Source organism: Bacillota bacterium (assembly GCA_012842395.1).
Classification (GTDB): Bacteria; Bacillota; SHA-98; order UBA4971; family UBA4971; genus UBA6256.
In genome coordinates this window covers 116,112-135,054 of the sequence record DUSX01000009.1, presented here as the reverse complement: position 1 = coordinate 135,054, position 18,943 = coordinate 116,112, and the positions used below count along the sequence as shown (strand labels likewise).

16 protein-coding genes are annotated in these 18,943 nt (G+C 63.2%); 3 read left to right on the top strand and 13 right to left on the bottom strand.

Going from position 1 to position 18,943, the window contains the following annotated elements; all coding sequences use genetic code 11:
* Positions 1 to 227: 227 nt before the first annotated feature.
* Genes GX515_04095 through GX515_04080 form a run of 4 tightly spaced genes read right to left on the bottom strand, consistent with a single transcriptional unit; the run spans position 228 to position 6,085 of the window.
* Complete coding sequence (locus GX515_04095) at positions 228 to 1,484, bottom strand: glycosyltransferase family 4 protein (protein ID HHY32197.1); 1,257 nt, start codon at positions 1,482 to 1,484, stop codon at positions 228 to 230.
* Positions 1,481 to 2,194: a glycosyltransferase family 2 protein gene (locus GX515_04090; protein HHY32196.1), complete on the bottom strand. Its 714-nt coding sequence runs from the start codon at positions 2,192 to 2,194 to the stop codon at positions 1,481 to 1,483. The genes GX515_04095 and GX515_04090 overlap by 4 nt, the downstream gene beginning before the upstream one ends.
* 8 nt (positions 2,195 to 2,202) lie before the next feature.
* Positions 2,203 to 3,669 (bottom strand): glycosyltransferase, encoded by a 1,467-nt coding sequence (locus tag GX515_04085; GenBank protein ID HHY32195.1) that lies wholly within the window; start codon positions 3,667 to 3,669, stop codon positions 2,203 to 2,205.
* The gene (locus GX515_04080; protein ID HHY32194.1) at positions 3,659 to 6,085 is read right to left on the bottom strand and encodes a glycosyltransferase; all 2,427 of its coding nucleotides are present in this window, start codon (positions 6,083 to 6,085) and stop codon (positions 3,659 to 3,661) included. Before GX515_04080 ends, GX515_04085 begins: the two co-directional genes overlap by 11 nt.
* A 121-nt stretch (positions 6,086 to 6,206) precedes the next feature.
* Here GX515_04080 and GX515_04075 point away from each other — a divergent pair, with 121 nt between their 5' ends.
* Entirely contained in the window at positions 6,207 to 6,980 is a 774-nt protein-coding gene (locus GX515_04075) for a hypothetical protein (protein ID HHY32193.1), read from the top strand.
* Positions 6,981 to 7,080: 100 nt separating this feature from the next.
* On the opposite strand, the gene GX515_04070 is transcribed toward GX515_04075, so the two are convergent.
* The 9 genes from GX515_04070 to GX515_04030 form a co-directional block, all read right to left on the bottom strand.
* Positions 7,081 to 7,860, bottom strand: coding sequence for a sporulation protein (locus GX515_04070; GenBank protein ID HHY32192.1), 780 nt, complete (start codon positions 7,858 to 7,860; stop codon positions 7,081 to 7,083).
* Between the two features lie 320 nt (positions 7,861 to 8,180).
* Positions 8,181 to 8,456, bottom strand: a complete 276-nt coding sequence (locus GX515_04065; GenBank protein HHY32191.1) for a Veg protein — start codon at positions 8,454 to 8,456, stop codon at positions 8,181 to 8,183.
* A gap of 223 nt (positions 8,457 to 8,679) precedes the next feature.
* On the bottom strand, positions 8,680 to 9,585 hold the full coding sequence (gene yabG, locus GX515_04060; GenBank protein ID HHY32190.1) for a sporulation peptidase YabG: 906 nt from the start codon (positions 9,583 to 9,585) through the stop codon (positions 8,680 to 8,682).
* A gap of 92 nt (positions 9,586 to 9,677) precedes the next feature.
* On the bottom strand, positions 9,678 to 10,148 hold the full coding sequence (locus tag GX515_04055; GenBank protein ID HHY32189.1) for a hypothetical protein: 471 nt from the start codon (positions 10,146 to 10,148) through the stop codon (positions 9,678 to 9,680).
* Positions 10,149 to 10,164: 16 nt separating this feature from the next.
* On the bottom strand, positions 10,165 to 11,100 hold the full coding sequence (gene rsmA, locus GX515_04050; GenBank protein ID HHY32188.1) for a ribosomal RNA small subunit methyltransferase A: 936 nt from the start codon (positions 11,098 to 11,100) through the stop codon (positions 10,165 to 10,167).
* On the bottom strand, positions 11,070 to 12,098 hold the full coding sequence (locus GX515_04045; GenBank protein HHY32187.1) for a DUF348 domain-containing protein: 1,029 nt from the start codon (positions 12,096 to 12,098) through the stop codon (positions 11,070 to 11,072). Before GX515_04045 ends, rsmA begins: the two co-directional genes overlap by 31 nt.
* Before the next feature lie 406 nt (positions 12,099 to 12,504).
* Positions 12,505 to 13,107: a radical SAM protein gene (locus GX515_04040; protein ID HHY32186.1), complete on the bottom strand. Its 603-nt coding sequence runs from the start codon at positions 13,105 to 13,107 to the stop codon at positions 12,505 to 12,507.
* A 77-nt stretch (positions 13,108 to 13,184) separates the two neighbouring features.
* Positions 13,185 to 14,681 (bottom strand): extracellular solute-binding protein, encoded by a 1,497-nt coding sequence (locus GX515_04035; protein HHY32185.1) that lies wholly within the window; start codon positions 14,679 to 14,681, stop codon positions 13,185 to 13,187.
* 76 nt (positions 14,682 to 14,757) lie between these two features.
* Entirely contained in the window at positions 14,758 to 15,900 is a 1,143-nt protein-coding gene (locus GX515_04030; GenBank protein ID HHY32184.1) for a L,D-transpeptidase family protein, read from the bottom strand.
* A 517-nt stretch (positions 15,901 to 16,417) separates the two neighbouring features.
* Here GX515_04030 and GX515_04025 point away from each other — a divergent pair.
* Positions 16,418 to 18,127 carry a hypothetical protein gene (locus tag GX515_04025; protein HHY32183.1) on the top strand — a complete coding sequence of 570 codons (1,710 nt, stop codon included), beginning with the start codon at positions 16,418 to 16,420 and terminating at the stop codon, positions 18,125 to 18,127.
* A gap of 465 nt (positions 18,128 to 18,592) precedes the next feature.
* On the top strand, positions 18,593 to 18,862 hold the full coding sequence (locus GX515_04020) for a hypothetical protein (GenBank protein ID HHY32182.1): 270 nt from the start codon (positions 18,593 to 18,595) through the stop codon (positions 18,860 to 18,862).
* Positions 18,863 to 18,943: the final 81 nt, after the last annotated feature.

The window sequence follows — 18,943 nt, the reverse complement described above, 5'->3', positions numbered from 1 at the left end:
GGAGCGCAAGCGCCGGCAGCCCCTGCACGCCCGCGTGCCACAGCGCAGCGCAGACCTCTGCGCCAAACTCACAGCGACACGTCTAGACATCTCTTCGCGAAGCCCAGCAGCCTTGCACCCTATTGTATGAACACGCGACCTCTCTTGCCATCAGGCCGCTCCTATCGTTGGGCCGTCGAGCCGACGGAGCCCGCGAGACCGCACGAGGTGGAGGTCTCCGGCACGGCTCATTCCCCGAGCCTACGGATGGCTTCGGCCGCCGCTGCGTCCCACGTGAACCGCTCGAGCACCCTGGCACGTGCCACGTGCGCCTTCGCCGCGGCCTCGTCCCTGTGGGTGAACACGTGACGCAGCAGGCTCACGAGGGCGTCCTCATCGGGCTCCGCCCACCCAGGCGGTCCGCAGGTCGGAAAGTCACCAACGCGCATCTCTGGGAACACCGCCTCTTTCGCGGGGATCAGGTAGCTTGAGTCGGGCTCGCAGAAATCGAGCGCCGCTCCGTGCCCAGTCACGATCACCGGCCGCTGGCAGGCCATTGCCTCGAGCGCCGGCAGGCAGAACCCTTCCGCCCTGTACGGGAGGACCAGGCAGTCGCACGCTGTGTAGTACCCGGGCATCGTCCAAGGGTCAGCATCTCCATAAACGTAGACCACCTCGGGCGCGGCGGGGTCCGCCTGCACAGCGTCGATCTCTCCCGTCACCGGGCCGTAAAAGTGATCCTTCACCACAAGGCACACATCATCGGACCGGCGGAACGCCCGAACGAACGCCCTCAGCAACACATCAAACCCTTTGCGGCTCGTGGCCGCGCCTCCGACAAAGAGAAACCTGTAGCCCCGGGTGGACGGGATGGGTACTGGCGATGCATGCGGAGTGAACAACGAGGGATCGACCCCTAATGGGACTACAGCCACCCTGGCCGCAGGAAGCCCGCTCCTTACGTAGCAGTCACGCACATAGCCCGAGTACGCCCACACCTCGTCCACCTCACTGGCTACCGGGCCGACCCACGCGGAAGGCAGGTAGCCATATTCCCACGGCAGGATCAGAACGAACTTGCTGCAGGCACTCGGCCGCCTGAAGTTGGGCGGCCACTGATGTCTCACGTGGACCGGACGGCGGTGGCCCCCGCCCGGGCGCGGGGTCCCTGCGGCTTTCCGGAGTGGCTCGTATCTGCCCCACGACAGCACCGGCGGCAAAGCCCCGGGAGCGGACGAGGCCGGGGCGGGCGCCTGCACGGGGGAAGGAACCGGGCTGATGCGCACGTCCACGCCTCTTCTGAGGAGCGCGAGCACAAGCTCCCTGTTTACGTGAGCGAAGCTGTGAAGGCTCTCGAAGTCTCCCTCCCACACCACGGGTGGAACGGTGGTCGCGAAGGCACCCGGCGCCCCTCGTGTCCCCCGCGACTCATCCGGGAGGGTCCGCCAGGCTGAGGCTGGCGACCCCGATGTGTCTGCGCGGCGCCACCCGCGAACGGCGCTCACGTCGCACCGCTCCTCCGCTTGATGTAGTCGGCGATGACCTCGGGATGCCCGCGGGTGAACGGCCGCACAGGGCGGTCGTCCAAGATGGTGTCAGGGCAAACGCCCTCGTACGCTCGCTCGCCCTTGCCCTCGAGCATCGCGTACTTGACCCACCTCTTGAACACCTCGCGCTGGGGCTTGACGTAACCGTAGTGGACGAAGTGCAGCCCCGAGTCGGCGACGTTGGGCCCGGTGCCCTCCAAGCGCTCGTGCACCGCGCCGACCCATCGAAGCCCCGGCCGCCGCCTCACCAGGAAAAACTCCCGGCGATAGAGGGGATCGCAGTCGCTCTGGTTCTGCATTAGGTTCGGCTCCCGCATCAGGTGATAGAACCAGCAATAGTAGACGTCCACGTGGGGATTGCGGATGAGCCGCGGCACTGCCTCGTTGATGTCGCTGTAGAACACCATGTCCGCGTCCATCGGCATGAGCCAGACGCCGGTGGCCGCCTCCAGGGCGAGGTTTCTGTTCACCGAGTAATCCGGGCTGTCACAGAAGAGCACCTTTCGCGTCTTTGCAAAGCTCCTGGCGATCTCAACCGTGCGGTCGGTGGACCCCCCGTCGACCACCACGATCTCGTCCACCACGTTGTATATGGACCGGATGGAAAACGGCAGGAACTCCTCCTCGTTCTTCACGATGTACATGGCGCTCACGGTAGCCTTGGCCATACACCCCATCACCCTCTCTTGCCGAATCGCCTCACCACTCGCTCCCACACCTCGTCGGGCACCGCCGCCACGCGGGGCTGGCCGTCTCCGGTCCAGGCAGCGTCGGCGGCCTCCACCCACCCTGCTGCCTGGGGATACCCCGCCTTGTCGTGCGCGTGCAGCCCGGGGTCCCACGGCTGCGTCCCCGAGGCCGTGGCTGCCAGATGCGCATAGAGCCTCGCGTGGCGCCCGGCGATCCGGGTCCAGTTGTTGGCCTCCACGTACCTGCGAATGCGGTAGACCATGTCCTCGCGCTTCGCCGGGTTCGCCATGAGGTAAAGTACCGCCTCTGCTATGTGCGCCGGGTCAGCGGACGGGATCTTGTACACCTCCCCATCAAGATCGTCGAAGTAGGGGATATCCGTCGTGATGATGGGCTTCCCCGCCGACATGAGCACGCGCACCGCCGATGACGTGCCCACGTATGCCATCTCTTTATAGGGCAGCACGTTTATGTCCATGGCGTGCAGGGCGTTTGCCACATCCTGCACCGGCAGATACTCCGTCCGCAGCACAAGTCCGTCGGCGAGCCCCACCCCCGCGAGACATGCGGCGAGCTCTGCCGCGTACCCGGTCCCGAAAAAGGCGGGAGCTGCGAACGCGAACACCTTCAGGTGGGGGTAAACGGTCTCTCTGAGGGCCTTTGCAGCCACGGCCAACTCGATAATGCCCTTTTGCGGCAACGCAAACCCAAAGTACCCGATGGCGGGGCCTGGCCCGACCCCGAGTGCCGCGCGCGTTGCGCCCTCATCGCCCAGCACCACACGCGGGCATCCCATGGGAATGACGTGGATCCTCTCTAGGGGCACGCCGATTCTCGCGAGCTCTTCGCGCAAGCGGGCGCTGTGGACTATCACCGCGTCGAACTCGTCCTTTATCAGTCGGTTCGCGGCGACCTGGCCGGGCAGGAAATCATGGACCGTGGCGATGACACGGAGCCCTCGCGCCTTGAGCTGGCGGATCAAGTGTCGGAGGCCCGTGGGCTTGAACAACTGGTACTCGAACTGCACGTGTACCACGCGAAAGCCTCCGCGGCGCACGAGATTATAGACTTCATCCTCCTGTCCCCTTGCCACCTCAGCGGCGAAGCCCTGGCCACGCAACTCGTCCACGAGGAACCTGGTATACTCCGCGACACCGCACCGCTGCCCCCATGAAGGAACCACCACGACTACCCCGGGGCGGCTTTCGCCCGGGGGCTTATCGGGATTTGAGTCGGCTCCTCGCCTCGCCCAGCCCCCCGGCGCGGCGCCACGGCCCCCGGCGCCGCCGCGCACGGTACCCGACGACGTGTCGTACGAGGAGATGAACGTTTGATCCCGTACTACGGCCGTGTGGCACGTCTTCGGGCCGTTCGGCCCACGGGAGCCCTTTGTGGCCGCGAAGCCGATCTGTACACCGGGAGTCCACGTTGACCAGCAAGCCTTATGGTACACGCGACGACACCTCCGCCATGCCGCGAGGCGTGGCCTCCTGGAGGACCTGCTTGTACATGGCCGCGTGCCTCATCGCAGCGACGGACCAGTCGTTGCGTTCCAGGTACTCGTCCATCCGCTGCACGAGTTCGGCACGGAGCTCGGGGTCGCTGAGGACTCTTCTGAGCGCTTTCGCGATCTCGCCGGGATCCGCCGATGGGATTTTATACACCTCCGGCCCCAGGTCTGAGAAGAACGGCACGTCAGTAACGATCATCGGCTTCCTCGCGGCCATCACCGTCCGGGCGGCAGCTGACGTTCCGATGAGCCCGTGGTCGCGGTAGGGAAGCACGTTCACGTCCATCGCATGCAAGAATCTCACGACCTCGCGTTCCGGAAGGTAGTCGCCGATGAGCGTCACGCTTTCAGCAAGCCCAAGGCGATCCATGGTTTCCACAAGCGTGGTGGCGAACGCGCGTGAGCTGGGGTAGGGCGCCACGGACGACAGCATGAAGCATCTTAAGCCTGGATAACTGCGACGGACCTCCTGCGCCGCCATGGCGAGCTCAATCATCCCCTTGTGAGGCAGGCAAAACCCGAAAAAGCCCACGGCGGGCCTACTACCGATGTCCGGAGCCTCCCCATCCAGCTCGTACCTCGTGCAGCCCATGGGGATGACTACGACCCGTGCCGGGTCTGCACCGGCCCCGCAGTATGCGTCATGCGCCTTTTGCGAGTGCACGATGATGCGGGAGAACAGCCTCGCGACCACCTCGTTGTAGCGCCAAAGGCCCGGAACGAAGTCGTGTGCGGTTGCCACCACCGGCACGCCCGCGGCACGAAGCGCCGCCACGGTGGACGTGAGCTCGTTGAAATCGTACAGAACGAACTCGTATTGAAAGTGAACGATGTCTATGCGGCCTCCCAGGTCTCCGCCGTGCGTCTGCGGGGAATGGCCGAGAGAACCGCCGGCAGCGGCCGACTTCGTGATGGATGCCAAGACGGCCTCCCTCCAGCCGGGGCCTGCGACGGTCGCGCTCACACCGCAACGGCGCAGGTGCTCCACGAGCGACATCGTGTAATCCGAGATGCCGCAGGGCTTTCCCAAGGACGGAGCCACCATAAGGACTGTGCCTGGCCGCCCCTCCCCGGAGCCCAGCTCAACCGAGACGCCGCGCGGGAAGCTCATCCCGCCGCCGGCGCCTGCGCGGCGCCTAGAGGCCGCCGGCCCCGGCATCGAAGCCGGTATCGGGCCACCGGGCAATACCGGACGCAACGCCGGACCCTGGGGGCGCGGCCCGCCCGGCTCGTTTCCCTGGATCTCTTGAAGCCTCGCGAACATACGCGTCGCCGCCTTCTCCCACGTAAACCTCTGGAGAACGTCCCTGCACCCCCGCATGCCGATCTCCTTGGCTTTGCTTCGGTTCTCGTAGACCCAGCGCATGAGCGCCCGAAGGTGGGCCACGCTCGGTCTGGCCCAGCGAGAGCCCGCGTATACCTTGTCGTTCGGTATCCCGAACGCGGGCACCGGCTCCAGGCATTCGACGTCCACGAGCAGGCTGGTTTCCCGCGTCATGAAATCAAGGTGCGACGACCAGCCGGTACATATCGTTGGAAGGCCGCACGCCATCGCCTCGATGGCGGTCATGTTCCAACCCTCGCCCCGGGTCGGCAGCACAAAGCAGTCAGCGGCTGCATAGAGCCGCGGGATGTCCGAGGCGCTCATAACCGAGGGGATGACGAGTATCGGCGGGCCCGCCTCCTTCCCCGCAGCGCGCTGGAACGCGAAGATCTCTGACTTTATGCGGGAACCAGCAGGGTCATACGCGGAGTTGTCGTGAACCCGCAGGATGAGACAGACGTCCTCATCCGGGCGGAACTCCTCAAGGTACGCGCGGAGCAGTATGTCGTAGCCTTTTCGCGGGATCCACTCGAACACCGAGAGGAACGCGAATCCTCTCCGCCCAGGGATGGGCATGGGCGAGACCCCCGGGTGGAACCTGTTCTTGTCAACGCCAAGCGGCATTACCCGCACCTTGGCCTCTTCAACACCGCTTGAGATGAAGGTCTCGCGGTTGAACGTGGACGGAACCCAGACCTCATCCATGAGGTTGCACCGTGCGACCCAGTCCTGCGGTATCCGGTCGGTCTCCAGCATAGTGAGACCGATGGAATAGCATCCCGGTTCGCGTTCGAAGAACCCCCCGAGGAAAACGAAGAGAGCAGGCGCTCGGGTGATGCGGACGTTCCGAACCATCTTTTCCAGAATGGCGCGCGTGGCCGGATCCAGGTCAACATGGACGGGCCCTAGCGGCTTTGGCTTCACGCGGATGTCGACGCCAAGCTTATGGAGGTGCAGCACGATATTCCTATTAACCTCAGCGTATCCTACGGCCTCGAATATCGGGCCGATATCTATCAGGTCCACGAGAGACATCACCACAGCTCTCGGGCATGGTCAAGACTCTGCGATATACTATGTCCATCGTCTGCGAGGAGTTCCGAAGGCATATAACTTGATGACAGAGGAGGCAGTCGCAGGCGGAGGGGGCTCCCGTATGGGAAGGGCCAGGAGGATCGTGCTAGTGGTGATCGTGAGGAAGGTCGTTGCCAGCGCTGCGGCTGGTATCCTCCTCCTCACGGCGCTGGCGGCGCTCGCAGGACGGGCCGTGCCGGTTGTTGCGCCTCCCGGAGCCGCGGTAGTCGGCAAGGTGATCGTGGTCGACCCCGGACACGGAGGCATCGACCCAGGCTCCCACGATGGCGAAGGTGCCATGGAGAAAGAGATAGTGCTGGAGATAGCGCGGGACGTCTGTTATTTGCTCGCGCGGGCAAGGGCCGTGCCGATCCTGACCCGCCACGGGGACTGGGAGATGAGCCCGATAATCGAGCACGAAACAACGCGCCACAGGCGCGACCTCGCCGCTCGCATCCACATCGCCCACCGGACGGGAGCTGACGCGTTCGTCAGCGTCCACGTGAACAAGGTGCGGTCCACGTCCACACGCGGGGCCATCGTCTTTTACAGCCGCAACAACTCAGAGAGCAAGCGCCTCGCCACTTGCATCCACACCGCCATCAAGGACATCGCGCCCCACGAGGGCTCCTCGGTCCTGGAGGGCGACTACTACGTGCTCAACGAGGCAAAGCTTCCCGCCGTCATCGTCGAGGTGGGTTTCCTGTCCAACCCGGAGGAAAAGGAGCTGCTTCTCGCCCCGTCGTACCGCGGCCAGCTCGCCGAGGCCATCTTTGGAGGGCTTGTCCTGTTCTTTGAGGGCGCGGGGGTCACGCCCGAACGAAAGGCTCCCTCATCGTCTCCCTCCCCGTCCTGAGGACGGAGAGGGAAGCGGAGGGAGCCCCGGTGCGGCACTTCTGGACTGAGCATGAATTCGGCGTGCGACCCCTCTTACGGACGGGCGTCAACGCTCGAGCTCACCAGGTGCCTATGAAGAGCTGGGTGAACATCTTTCCGTACGGACCGCCGGTTGCCACTCCCACGCCTATCTTGTTGTAGTTGGGATTGAGGATGTTTTGCCTGTGTCCCGCGCTGTTCATGAGGGCGGCGTGGGCCTGGTCGACCGTGGGCGCGCCTGCGATGTTCTCGCCGGCTGTGCGGTAGCTCACGCCCGCGTTGGTCATCATTGTGAAAGGATCCCCGTATGTGGGCGACGTGTGGCTGAAGTAGTTGTTGGCGACCATATCCTGGCTCTTCTTGCGGGCGAGATCGACGAGCGTCATGTCGACGGCAAGCGGTGCAAGGCCCGCTTTCGCCCTCTCCTGGTTGACGAGGTCGATCATGCGCTGCTCGTCAGCGCTGAGACCCGGAGTCGGGCTAGGCTGCGGCGCCGGTTGGGGCGTGGGCTGGGGGGTCGGTTGAGGCGAAGGCTGAGGCACCGGCCTCGATGGTGTGTACGAGCCGCTGCTATAGTAGTACCAGGTGTTTCCCGAGTTGGACCCGGAACTATAGTAGTATGTACCTCCGGAACCTGAGTAAGAGCCGCCGCTGTAATATGTGCCACCGTAGCTCCCGTAGTTCCCGCTGCTGCCGGTGCCGGCGTTGCCGCTGTAATAGTAGCCGGAGTTATTCGAGCCACTGAAGTAATAGGAGTTGCTGCTGCCGGAGTAGTAGGTCGTCCCGTAATACGTGGAGCCTTTCGTGGTTGTGTAGTACGTCGCCGCGAGTGTCTGTGCCGATGAGGCAAGGACCGCGATGCTCGCAAGTAGTACCACTACTGCTAGAAACGATTTTCGTCTCACGTGAACACCTCCCCTTACGTTTTATGGTAAGGGTCCAGGCACCCTTGTTCAACTGGGAATTGCGACCAATATGCCTTTGAGCTTGCATGTTGCCGGTGTCGCGCTCGCACCGGGGCGCACACGGGCGCATCGAAGCGCACTGCAGCACCCCGCGCGTTCCCTACGACGCCCGCCGCCTCGTGCGAGAGAGCCGAAAGGACACGAACGGGAAAAACAGAGGCAGGGTGCCGTCCCCATCGGCACCCTGCCCTGCTTCGGATCGGAAACCTTGCTCGTTAGCCCGCGCAACCGATTCTTCTCTCGCGGTCCCTGTACCGCACCGATAGCTTCACCGTTTCTGTAAGCACGTCGGCGTAAGTGTACGAGACACGCTTGACTACTCCCGGCTTCTCAGACAACTTCACTACGAACACTCTTGGGTACGTGTTCTCAAGAACCCCCTCGGTCTCGAGGACCCGTTTGCGACCCTGGTTTGCTCGCAGCGTGATGGTCTTGCCGACGAATGATTCCAGGTCTCTCTTGATATCCTCAAGAGCGTTTCTGGCTGCCATTTTACCACCTTCCTTGGCGGGCCATACCTCTCTTATTTTAGCACACAAATGGGCATCCGTCAAGAAAGGCTAACTAGTATAACCAACCAGCCCATATCTGTCAATCGCACTCTGACCTCATCCGGGCGATTCCGATAGCCGCCAATCGCCGAAACACGGCGAGGTTCCCCTCTGGCATCACGAATCTCAACCGTTCGCCTTACGGCTGGCTCGGTCCATCATCTCACGCGGATTCAGTCGTGACCCTCGACGAAGTATCCGGCAGGCTGAGCCGAAGCTTACCTTTGGTCTCTATCCCGCCGATGCCCTTGATACCGCTCACTGTGTTCTCGATGGCGTGACTCACATATACCACGCTGTCAAAGGGCGTGAACGCCACTTTCTCGGCCACGAGGATCGGGTCGTAGCAGTGGATGAACACCCTCTCGGGCGAGCTCGCGAAGTTGGCACCAGCCTCCAAGATGGCTTCGTAGTGGGACTGGCACGCCCCGGCTACTATGACCAGTGCGTCCTTGTCCGGCTCCACCTGGCGCGCGCGTTTCACTGCTTCCACGAAGAACCGCGACGTGCGGTAGTTCTCGAGCTTCGCCCTGTCACCCCTGCGCGCGATTAGCCCATCATGCCCGGTGAGCACGAGGATATCCGGCAAATAAGCCCGGATCAAGGGAACAACTCTGTCCGCTTGGGCCTCCTCGGGAACGTGCTCCCCCACGGCGGGCACCCCGAGCTCACGGTAATACCTCATGCAGTTCCCTAGGTAATCCCCGTCCCCGTCGAGGTGAAGGACACGGCCGGGCATCTTCCCGTAGTTAACGCCTGGGGGAAGTGCATCGGCTGCTCGTCCTCTGAAGCCAGTCGCGCTGATCTCCTCCGCCATCCGGCGCAGGAACACCTTCTCCAGGGACTCCCTGGAAATCCTGTGCACCTGCTCCCGGGCGGACTCTATGTCCCTCTCATGCACGCGCACGAGGTCCGCAAGCGGCGCGTCCGCCACAAGGCGTGCGTTCAGCCCCTTGAGGACCGCTATGGCGCGACGTGCAGGGCCTGTCAGGATCCTGATGACCGCGAATATGACGTCAGACCCGTGCGATTTCCGAGAGACCGCGTCTCCTACCTTGATAAGCTCCACGCTCTCCCCTCCATCAGCACCGTCTCGGTCGCTACCAACATACTATGAGGTGGACGAGAAAAGGTGCCAATGGAGGTTCAGCCTGCGGTTGCCTACTTCGTGTGCTTGTCCGCCACCTTTGACGCACCGTAGGAGTCGGGCTTGATCCTCGCCGCGAACCCCGTCCCGGTGACCATGCCGACGATCTCACGGATGAGGTCCTTGGTCTCTCCGTTCTGCCCGATATCCAGGTGGATCTCCACGTCGAGATCGCCGTAACCGTTCTTCGCAAGCCTTTCGGCGAGTTTGCTCGCGACTCCGAGGCTCTTCGCCGTTTCGTAGAAGATCCTCTGCCTCAGGCTGCGCCCCATTCTCTCCCTTTCCTTGCTGTAGTAGTACCGGGCTCCCTTGCCCACCCTGTGGACAACTATGGCCGTGACGAAGCAGGCGTCCTCACGCAGCTGCGAGTCGGTCCCGATGATGAGCTTGTATGGGACGCCGGGGACCTCCTGCATGTAATCCATGATGTCTTTGAAAGTCTCGTTGAAGCTGAGCTTGCCCTTTGTCGGGCTTATAAAGACCACTTTCCTCACCTTGATCTCAGGAGGATGAAACCCCGTTGGGCTCTTGCCTGACCCTCATGGCAACTGCAAGGAGTGCGTCAGCTAGCCTGCCGAACTCATCGAGGCTCAGGGTCTCCGCCCGTCTCTCCGGCTGAACGGCTGCCATCTCCATGGCCTTCCGGATGACGCTCTCGTCCGCTCTCGGAAGGCCCAGGGCGCCAGGCCCCGCCATGACTAGCGCCCGTAGGAGCGTCTTGCGCCTCATGCCGAACCCCGCCCTCACCACGCGAAACAGCACATCCTCGCTGACCACCTTCACTGCCGGCTCGCGCCGCATGACAAGGCGCACCACCGCTGAGTCCACCTTCGGTGCAGGTCGGAACGCATCCGGAGGCACAATGGCAACGATCTCAGGAAGCGTGCGATACTGCACAACTACAGAAAACGCTCCGTACCTTTTCGAGCCCGGAGCGGCAACCATCCTTTCTGCTACCTCTTTTTGGACCAACACCACGACCCGCTCGAGGAACCTCGCCTCATCGAGGATCTTCAAGATGACGGGCGACGTGATGTAATACGGCAGGTTCGCAACGACCTTGCATTTCCTGTAAGCAAGTCTATCAAATTGCATTAACTCTGTCAAGCAAACGTCCAAAACGTCAGCATGAACGATGTCCACGTTCGGCCAGCCGCGAAAGTCCGTCCGGAGGCTCTCAACGAGCCTGTCATCGAGCTCCACCGCTATGACGTGCGCCGCCCGCTCGGCAAGGGCGCGCGTGAGAACGCCCGTGCCCGCCCCGATCTCGAGCACAGCATCAGCGCGGCCGAGATCGGCCGCGCTGATGATGACGTTCAGCCAAGAATGGTCCACGAGAAAGTTCTGGCCGAGGTTTTTCCTCGGCCGGATCGAGGGGTTGCCCCTCAGCCTGCGGGCGCAGGGTTTCACGGTTCTAGAACGTACACCTTCACCCATCGCTTTCCGTATCGCAGAGCCTCCTCCACGGTCTCGAAAAGCAAGTCGATCCTGTTGCCCTTGATGGCCGCCCCCACGTCGGCGGCGATGGCTGGGCCGTAGCCCTCGACGTAAAGCTTCGTTCCAAGGGGGATCACCCTGGGATCAACCGCCACGACGCCCGGCTCGGCCTTCATGCCTATGGCTGTGTACCCGTCCGCGTACCTCCCGCAGCTCGTCGGGCCCGGCTCGTACGCGGTGGCGAGCATTGTGTAGCACTCACGGTACCTGTACGCGCCGCGCGACGTATACAAGGTGCGCACGGGATTGCGGGTTCCCACCGCCAAGAGCTTCGACACGGGCTGCCGCACTACTTTGCTGGAGAGCACCTTCTCCTTGACCGGTCTTCCGTCCTCGTATGTAACGAGCACCTTTTGCTCCATGACGCCCTCTACGCCGGGCCGGAGCACCTTCGTCTTGCCCCGGTCCATGCTGGGATCGGACCTTTTCTCTATCCGGTAAGCCAGCCTCACCTGCTTGGTGACCACCTCAGATGTCACGCGGATGACCTTTATCTGCATCCCGGCGGTGAGGCCCGCCTCCATTCCGGGACTCACCTTATCGTCCGGCCTCAGCAAGACGCCCGCCTGCGCCAGGACGTGTTTCACCATCGGACCGGTCGTGACCATCTTGATCTCGCGACCGTCCACAGCCAGCGTGACCGGGACCGCGCGCGTGACCGTGATAGTGGCCGAACCGTACACACGTTCCGATACGCCGGGTGTTACCTCATCCCCCTCGTGGAGCTCGACCCCGGCCTGCCTCAGGATGTCACCTACCTTAAGGGCGGTTGTAGCCACCGATATGACTTGGTCATCCACGATGACCTTGACCTCCCTGGCGGCACCAGCAAGGCCCGTCACGAGAAGGACGGCGGTGCACACCACGAGCGCGATCTCCCTCTTTCGCTCGGTGAAAACGGACGGCCGCTCCCGCCTTTTATAAGGGCCAGACTTCATCTCCTCATCCTCCCTGCGGCGTCGCGCCAACTCTCGGTGACATCCCACGAACAAAGCCGGCCCAGGCGCGCGCGCCGCATTCTCCAATCACCCCGGTCGAATCACACCGGAAGCACACCGGGCCGAAATACCTGTTCGGTCATATTCGCCTAAAATCAGCAAAATCCTCCTTCGATCGCAATATCGCGACACGCAGCCTGTACGCCCCATTATTAGGAAAGCACCCGACACCATTATCGGCAGGTACTTATTGTATTATTCATGCCTCCCCGCGGCCGTGCCTCCGGAGCACTCTCGGGCAGGCGTTCCGCGGATTGCGTCACGGCATGCGCTCTCGAAGGGGCTCATGTACACGTCGCCCTCTAGGGGCCATATTGCACCCGTCCTAGCACCCGTCTAACACGTGTCATATGTGCGAGTCGTAGTGCCTAACGCGAAACTCGGCTTTCAACTTGGACGCGATCCTCCGGCACCCCCATATGCTCACACCGGGCACCTGTACCACGCTGAGTACCACCCTGGGAATGTGTTTCTTGCATTCCCGGGCGAAGGATATCACCGCTTTAAAGGCTTGTCTACCGTATATGGGGTGGCACAGCGCATCATACGCCGCCGCGTTCGAGGCGTTGAGGCTTATGGACATGCAGTCCACAAGGCCAGCGAGCTCGGGCACTACGTTGCGGCCGTGTATGAGGTTCCCGTGGCCGTTAGTGTTCATTCTGACGTACATCCCGCGCTCCTTGAGCCATTTCGCTATCGCCTTCACCTCGTCCAGGCGCATCATCGGCTCACCGAAGCCGCAGAACACAACTTCCTTGAGATGGGCCGTGGGTGCCTTTTCAAGCTCCTCGATAACCTGCTCCACGCTAGGCTCCTGGTCCAGCCACAGCCGCTCGCCGCCCACCCCGTCGGAGGTGCGGCGGATACAAAACTCGCAGTCATTTGTGCAGCGGTTGGTGAGATTGATGTACAATGAATCCCCGAGCCTGTACACGATGGACGACTGCACTGGGAACCGCCTCCTGGCCGTCACGAGGCCACGCGGGCCGGCGCCCGCATACTGGCTATCACTTCGCCAAACCCGCCTCAATTCCTCTTCACCCGCTCCGGCGCAGGCGCCCCGCTGGCGAGAAGCCGCGCCACGTATGCGTCGAAATCGCGGGCGCGGAGGGTGCCCTCCCAGAACTCCGCCAGCGCCGGCGCGATCGCCCGCGTCCGGACGTCCTTCTCCATGAGAGCAAGGCGGGCGGACCTGTGACCGCACGGCGTTCCTGATGCGGCCGACAGGGTCAGGAATCGTTCGCTCGCTCCGTCCGGCCCGATCATCCCGAGCACCTCCTGCCTGTCGCCCAGATGGGCGGGGACGACGCACATCTCCTTTGCGAGCCACAACGCCTCCTTCCTCGCGAGTTGGCGCGCGAACTCCACCGCGAGTCGGGCAGCGTCTTCTCCGCCAGGGCCCGGACGCCTGAACGCCATCACCGAAGTCACGGATGTGCAGGAATTGGCCTCTCCGCCGGGCGGGTGTGGGATGGGGAGCAGGACGGGCTCCACACCCTCCCGCGCTGACGGGAACTCTCCCTTCGCGATCCGCTCCAGGCGTTCGCGGACGTGACGCGCGAAACCCGGGCCCACCGGTCCTATGACCGCCGCTCTGCCCGTCCAGAAAAGCTCGAGCATGCGCTCGCCCATTCGCGGGACGGGCTCGGGGAACGCGTCTTCGTCCCTTGCCTCCTCCAAAAAGGATAGGGTTTCCGCTAGAGACGCCCCGTGCCAGGCCAGGCTGCCGTCGGCGTTGACGGCTAGCGCCTTCCCCGCGGCCCTCATGAGTGTGTCCAGAGTTGCTGTGGAGGTCGTCTCCAGGACGAGCGGGTAAGCCCGGTAGCGCTCATCGACCCCGACCTGTTGAGCAGCCAGGGCCCGCGCCATCGCGAGGACGTCGTCGTACGACCACCCGAAAGTCATGACCCGCTCAACGTCAACGCCAGCTTTCCTGAGAAGCTGGGCGTTTCCCGCCCAAGCCTGTACCGCGATCCACGAGGGCCACGCCCACACTCGACCCTCGATGGTCAGCGCCTGCAGGGCGCGGGGCTCGAAGGCTTCAGCCCCCGCGTCACCCGCCACGGTGCGGTCCATGAACGCGTCCACCGGCACCACGGCGCCGCTCTCGACCAGGGAGGGGTCGAACGGCGCGACGCAGACGTCCGGCTGCGTGTTGTTGTCAACGGCCTGCGCGATGGCCTCGCCGATCTCGTCGAGCCTCAGCAGCACGTACTCCACTTCGACGTTAGGGTAGAGCGCGCGGAACTCGGCCCTAGTCTCGTCGATGAGGTCGTCGTATCCGTACCCACCTCTGAACAGTGGCCAGCGCGTGCTCCACACCTTCAGCGTGTACGATTTCACCGGATCCACCCTGATCCATGGGTGAACACGGTAGCCGCGCAGCGCGTAGTAAATCCCGCGGGGGTGATACGGCCCCGGCGGCATGAGCTCGGGTCTGACGAAGACCGCGGTCACAGCGCCGGCGAACCCGATCGCGCCGAGGACCAGCAAAGCCAGGACGGCCGTGCGAAGCCATCGCATAGTGCAACCTCCGTTCGCTTGCGCGTTCGCTCGCGACAAGCCTCAGCCCGCAGCGATCCCCCGCTTGCGGCGGGCCTCACCTCAAGCCCAACAGATAGAGCTCGTTCGTCCCCACGCGGCCGGTCACGGGAACGCCGTAGAACTTCTGCATCTCCCTCACCGCCGCCTCGACACGCTCGCCGAACCTGCCGTCGAGAGGGCCTGCGTCGAACGCCTCGCGTCTTAGGTAGTACTGGAGCACCTGGACGTCCTGTCCAGTGGCCCCGGGACCAAGCTCGCGCGTAATATCCCCTTCGGGCTCGTAACCCACAATGAAGACCCTCGTTTTGATGGGGACGAGCTCGAAGAGCTCCTCCACGTCCTCGTTGAACATCCTGATACACCCCGCGCTCGCCGCGGTGCCTATGGACCACGGCCTGTTCGTGCCGTGAATGCCGTATCCGCCCCACGGGACATTGAGTCCCATCCAACGCGACCCGAAAGCTCCGCCGGGCGCGTAATCCTTCTCGATTATGGCGAACTCGCCGATCGGGGTCGGTGTATGCCATTTCCCGATAGCGATGGGGTACTGCTTTACGACTTTGTCACCTGCATAGAGAGTCAGCGTCAGTTTGGTGACGTCAACCACTATCCTCCGTTCGCCGCTGGGCATCTCGGCCTCCGTGAGGGCGGGAAGCGTTTGCGCACGGCCCGTGGCCATCTTGAGCCACGTGTCGGGGGTGACGACGCCGTCAGGCTCGAGGTCGACGGCCCGCTGGAACGCTCGGACCGCGGCATCGGTGGACAGGTCGAAGACGCCGTCGGGCTTGCCACTGAAAAAGCCGAGCGCTCGCAGGCGCTCCTGGAGCTCCAATACGTCATTGCCCTTGAGACGAGGTTTCGTAAGATACAGGCGGCGGTTCGTCTCGCCACACTTGGGGACGACCACCCTGTACGACCGTGGGCGGCTCGCTGACTCTTGGCTTACATGACTCGCACGGCTTGCAGGGCTTGCAGGACTGGCAGGATCGCGACGCGAGGTTTCTGCAATGGGTGTCGGCTGCGATGCGGACGGGGAAGGCATCGGGCCCGGCGCCGCGGAGAGAACGACGCGCCGCGCGACCGCGGCAACCGCTGCCGCCGCTGCGACGACCGCCGCCACGACCGTCACCACGAGAAAGGCCAGCACGAGCACGCGCGCCCCACGCGCCACCCCACGCGCCATTCGTCTCCTGCCCATCCAGAAAACACCCCTGACTATCTCGGGCGGATCCCTCATAGATGTCGTACCAAAGATATATGAGAGCGAGCGGCATATATGAGGAAGGGGCCTTTACGGTCCCCCTTGCGGTCCGAGCCTGGGGTCGGTTGGGCCAGCCTGCGTCGCTCTTTCGAGACCGCCCGAGCGACGGCCGGCGCGTGCCTGCGGCGGGTGCGCGAGGGCAACACCATGATAATCTGAAGGAATGACACAAGCAGGAAAACACGATGCTCTGGAGAATCTTCGGATTGTCAGAATCGGCACAACCCGGCGGCATGTTCACGCACCGCACGGTTGCGCAAAGGGCCTGGGCGAAGACGGTCCACGACAAGGAGGTGGTGGCACGACACCGCGCTGAGATGCTTGCTTCTTTCCGCTTGCATGTGATCCGTTCCGCTTCAGGTTCCACTTTCGTGCGTCATAACTGCGGTAGGCTCCTCGGTCTGCTTGGCAGAGGAACCAGGGATGCGAATCGGAGAGGCAAGGAGGGAGAAGGATGAACTCAGTTGTTGCCCTGGTTATCGGGTTCATAGTGGCCGGAATCGGGTATTACTGGTACGCGCGGTATTTTGATGAGAGGGTCATCCAAGTAGATCCCAAGAAGGCCACCCCGGCCAAAATGTACATGGACGGAGTGGACTTCATCCCCACGAGCAAGCACGTGCTCTTCGGGTATCAGTTCAAGTCCATCGCAGCACTCGGCCCAGTGCTGGGTCCGATCATCTCGCTGCAGTGGGGCTGGCTTCCGGGGCTCCTATGGATCCTTCTGGGAACATTCTTCATAGGGTGGATCCACGACTATTCCAGCGCTATCATCGGTCTCCGCAACGACGGCGAGACCTTCGGCGCCCTGAGCTACAAATTGATCTCCCCGAGAGGTCGCGTCATACTCCTGAGCTTCATGTACTTTTATCTACTGCTCATAGTGTCGGCCTTCGGCAGCATCGTCGCCAGCATGCTCCAGGGAACCCCCAGCGTGCCGCTGGCCATCTTGGCGCTAATGGCGGTCGGCTTACTATCCGGCTACCTCATTTACAAGAAAAAGATGGACATTCTCGCCGTGACCATCCTCATGGTCGTTCTTTCCATATTTGCTATCTGGCTTGGCACCGTGATCCCGATCAAGGGGTCGTACGGAGCCTGGGTCGTGTTCGGCCTGCTGTTCAGCTTCATAGGAGCGGTGCTGCCCATCTGGAGCTACACTCAACCCATCAACTACATCTCATTCTACCTCGTCGCCCTCGGCATGCTGGGCGCGGTTCTCGGCATACTGGTGGGTCACCCGAACTTCAGCGTGCCGGTGTTCACGACCTTCTCCATCAGCGTGGGCCCGCTCTGGCCGATCCTCTTCGTCACCATCGCGTGCGGCGCGATCTCGGGTTGGCATAGCCTCGTGTCGTCCAGCGGCACGGCGCGTCAGCTTGAGAACGAGACCGACACGCGCTACGTCACGGGCGGCTCCATGTTCCTCGAGATGCTCCTCGGGCTCATCGCTCTCATAATCGGCGCCGCTTCCTTCGCGACGTTCGACGAGTACGGGGCGAACCTGAAGGCGCTCGGCCCCGCGGGCATCTTCGCGGCCGGCCTCGGCGCGCTCCTCAACAAGCTCGGGATCGGGGCGGAGTTCGGCAAGGCCTTCGCCGGCGCGATGCTTGTGGTCCTCGCTATCACCATCATGCAGCTCGCCGTGAGGTTCATGAGGATAGCCACGGCGGAGATAGCGGGCGAGGGTGTGCCCCTTCTGCGCAACACCTACGTGGGGGCCTTCGTAGCCGTGCTGCTCACCTACATACTGGTGATGACGGGCACGTGGAGCTACATCTGGACCCTGTTCGGCGGTGCTAACCAGCTCATGGCCGCGCTCGCCCTCATGCTCGCCTCCATATGGCTGGCGAAGGAGGGCAAGGCTTGGCAGTTCACGTACTACCCGATGCTGTTCATGCTCGTGACGACCATCGCCGCGCTCGTGCTCACCACGAGGAACCTTATCATCACCGCCTCAAAGCTGTCGGCGGGGACCGCGAGTCCGCCCGCCGGGCAGAGCGTGGGTGTGGCGATCGGCGGCAACATCATATCCGCTGCGATAGCCGTGTTCTTGATCATCGCCGCGCTCGTGCTGGCGTACGATGGCCTGAGGATGTTCGGTAAGGCTAGAGCCGGTAAGCTTGGCAAAGCGCCCGCGGCTGCACCGACGGCCAAGGCATAGAGACCTCCGAGAGAATGCAGAGAGTTGTAAGAAGCGGTCGGCGGCGAATCTCACGCGCGGGCCTTCCCTTCCCCAGGCGGGGCGCGGGCCCTCCCTTCCCTCGGGCTCAGTCGGCCCGCGCCCCGCGGCTTCTGCCATCACGCGGATGGGCGAGAGGCGAAGCCCGCGCGTGCTTACACGCAAATCGTTGTGTCGCGTGTGAATCACATGCGATTCGCCTCCGATTCGCACGTAGACGCGTCCCGGCAGACGCACGCCGTGGCGCGCCGTGGCGTCGTCCGGGCGCGGGATGCGGCGTTCCGTGCGCACCCCCGGCCGGGGCGGCTCCGCGTCCGATGACACGGCATGGATGGACATCGGGTGGACGCCGCATTGTGGACGCCAACACGGGTACATGCGCCCGGCGCCGAGCGTTGGGCGCCGGGCGGTGGGTCCGTGCGGCACCCATACTGGGGAGACGGACGAATGGTGTTTGAAAGGGCGCTTCGTGTGGCGCGTGAGTTTCTCTACGGTCTCACTGGATTCGAGATAGCCGAGACGGCGAGGCGAAGGCGTGCCGCATGCGAGCAGGCCTTCATGTGTGCGCTCTTCGGATGCGCCCTCGGCGTGCCGATTCCGCAGTCGTACTATTCGCTGCGCCTTCTGCCATATCTCGCGGCCAGGATGCCCGGCTGGAAGCGCAGCGTGCTCAAGGAAAAGGATCTAACGGAGGTGTTTGCGCATGAACTCGCCTGAGATCCCACAGGGTCCCGCGACGGAATCAAACAAGGATACGACGCCCCGCAGGCATGGGGGGCTCTTCCAAGCCGCCAAAGA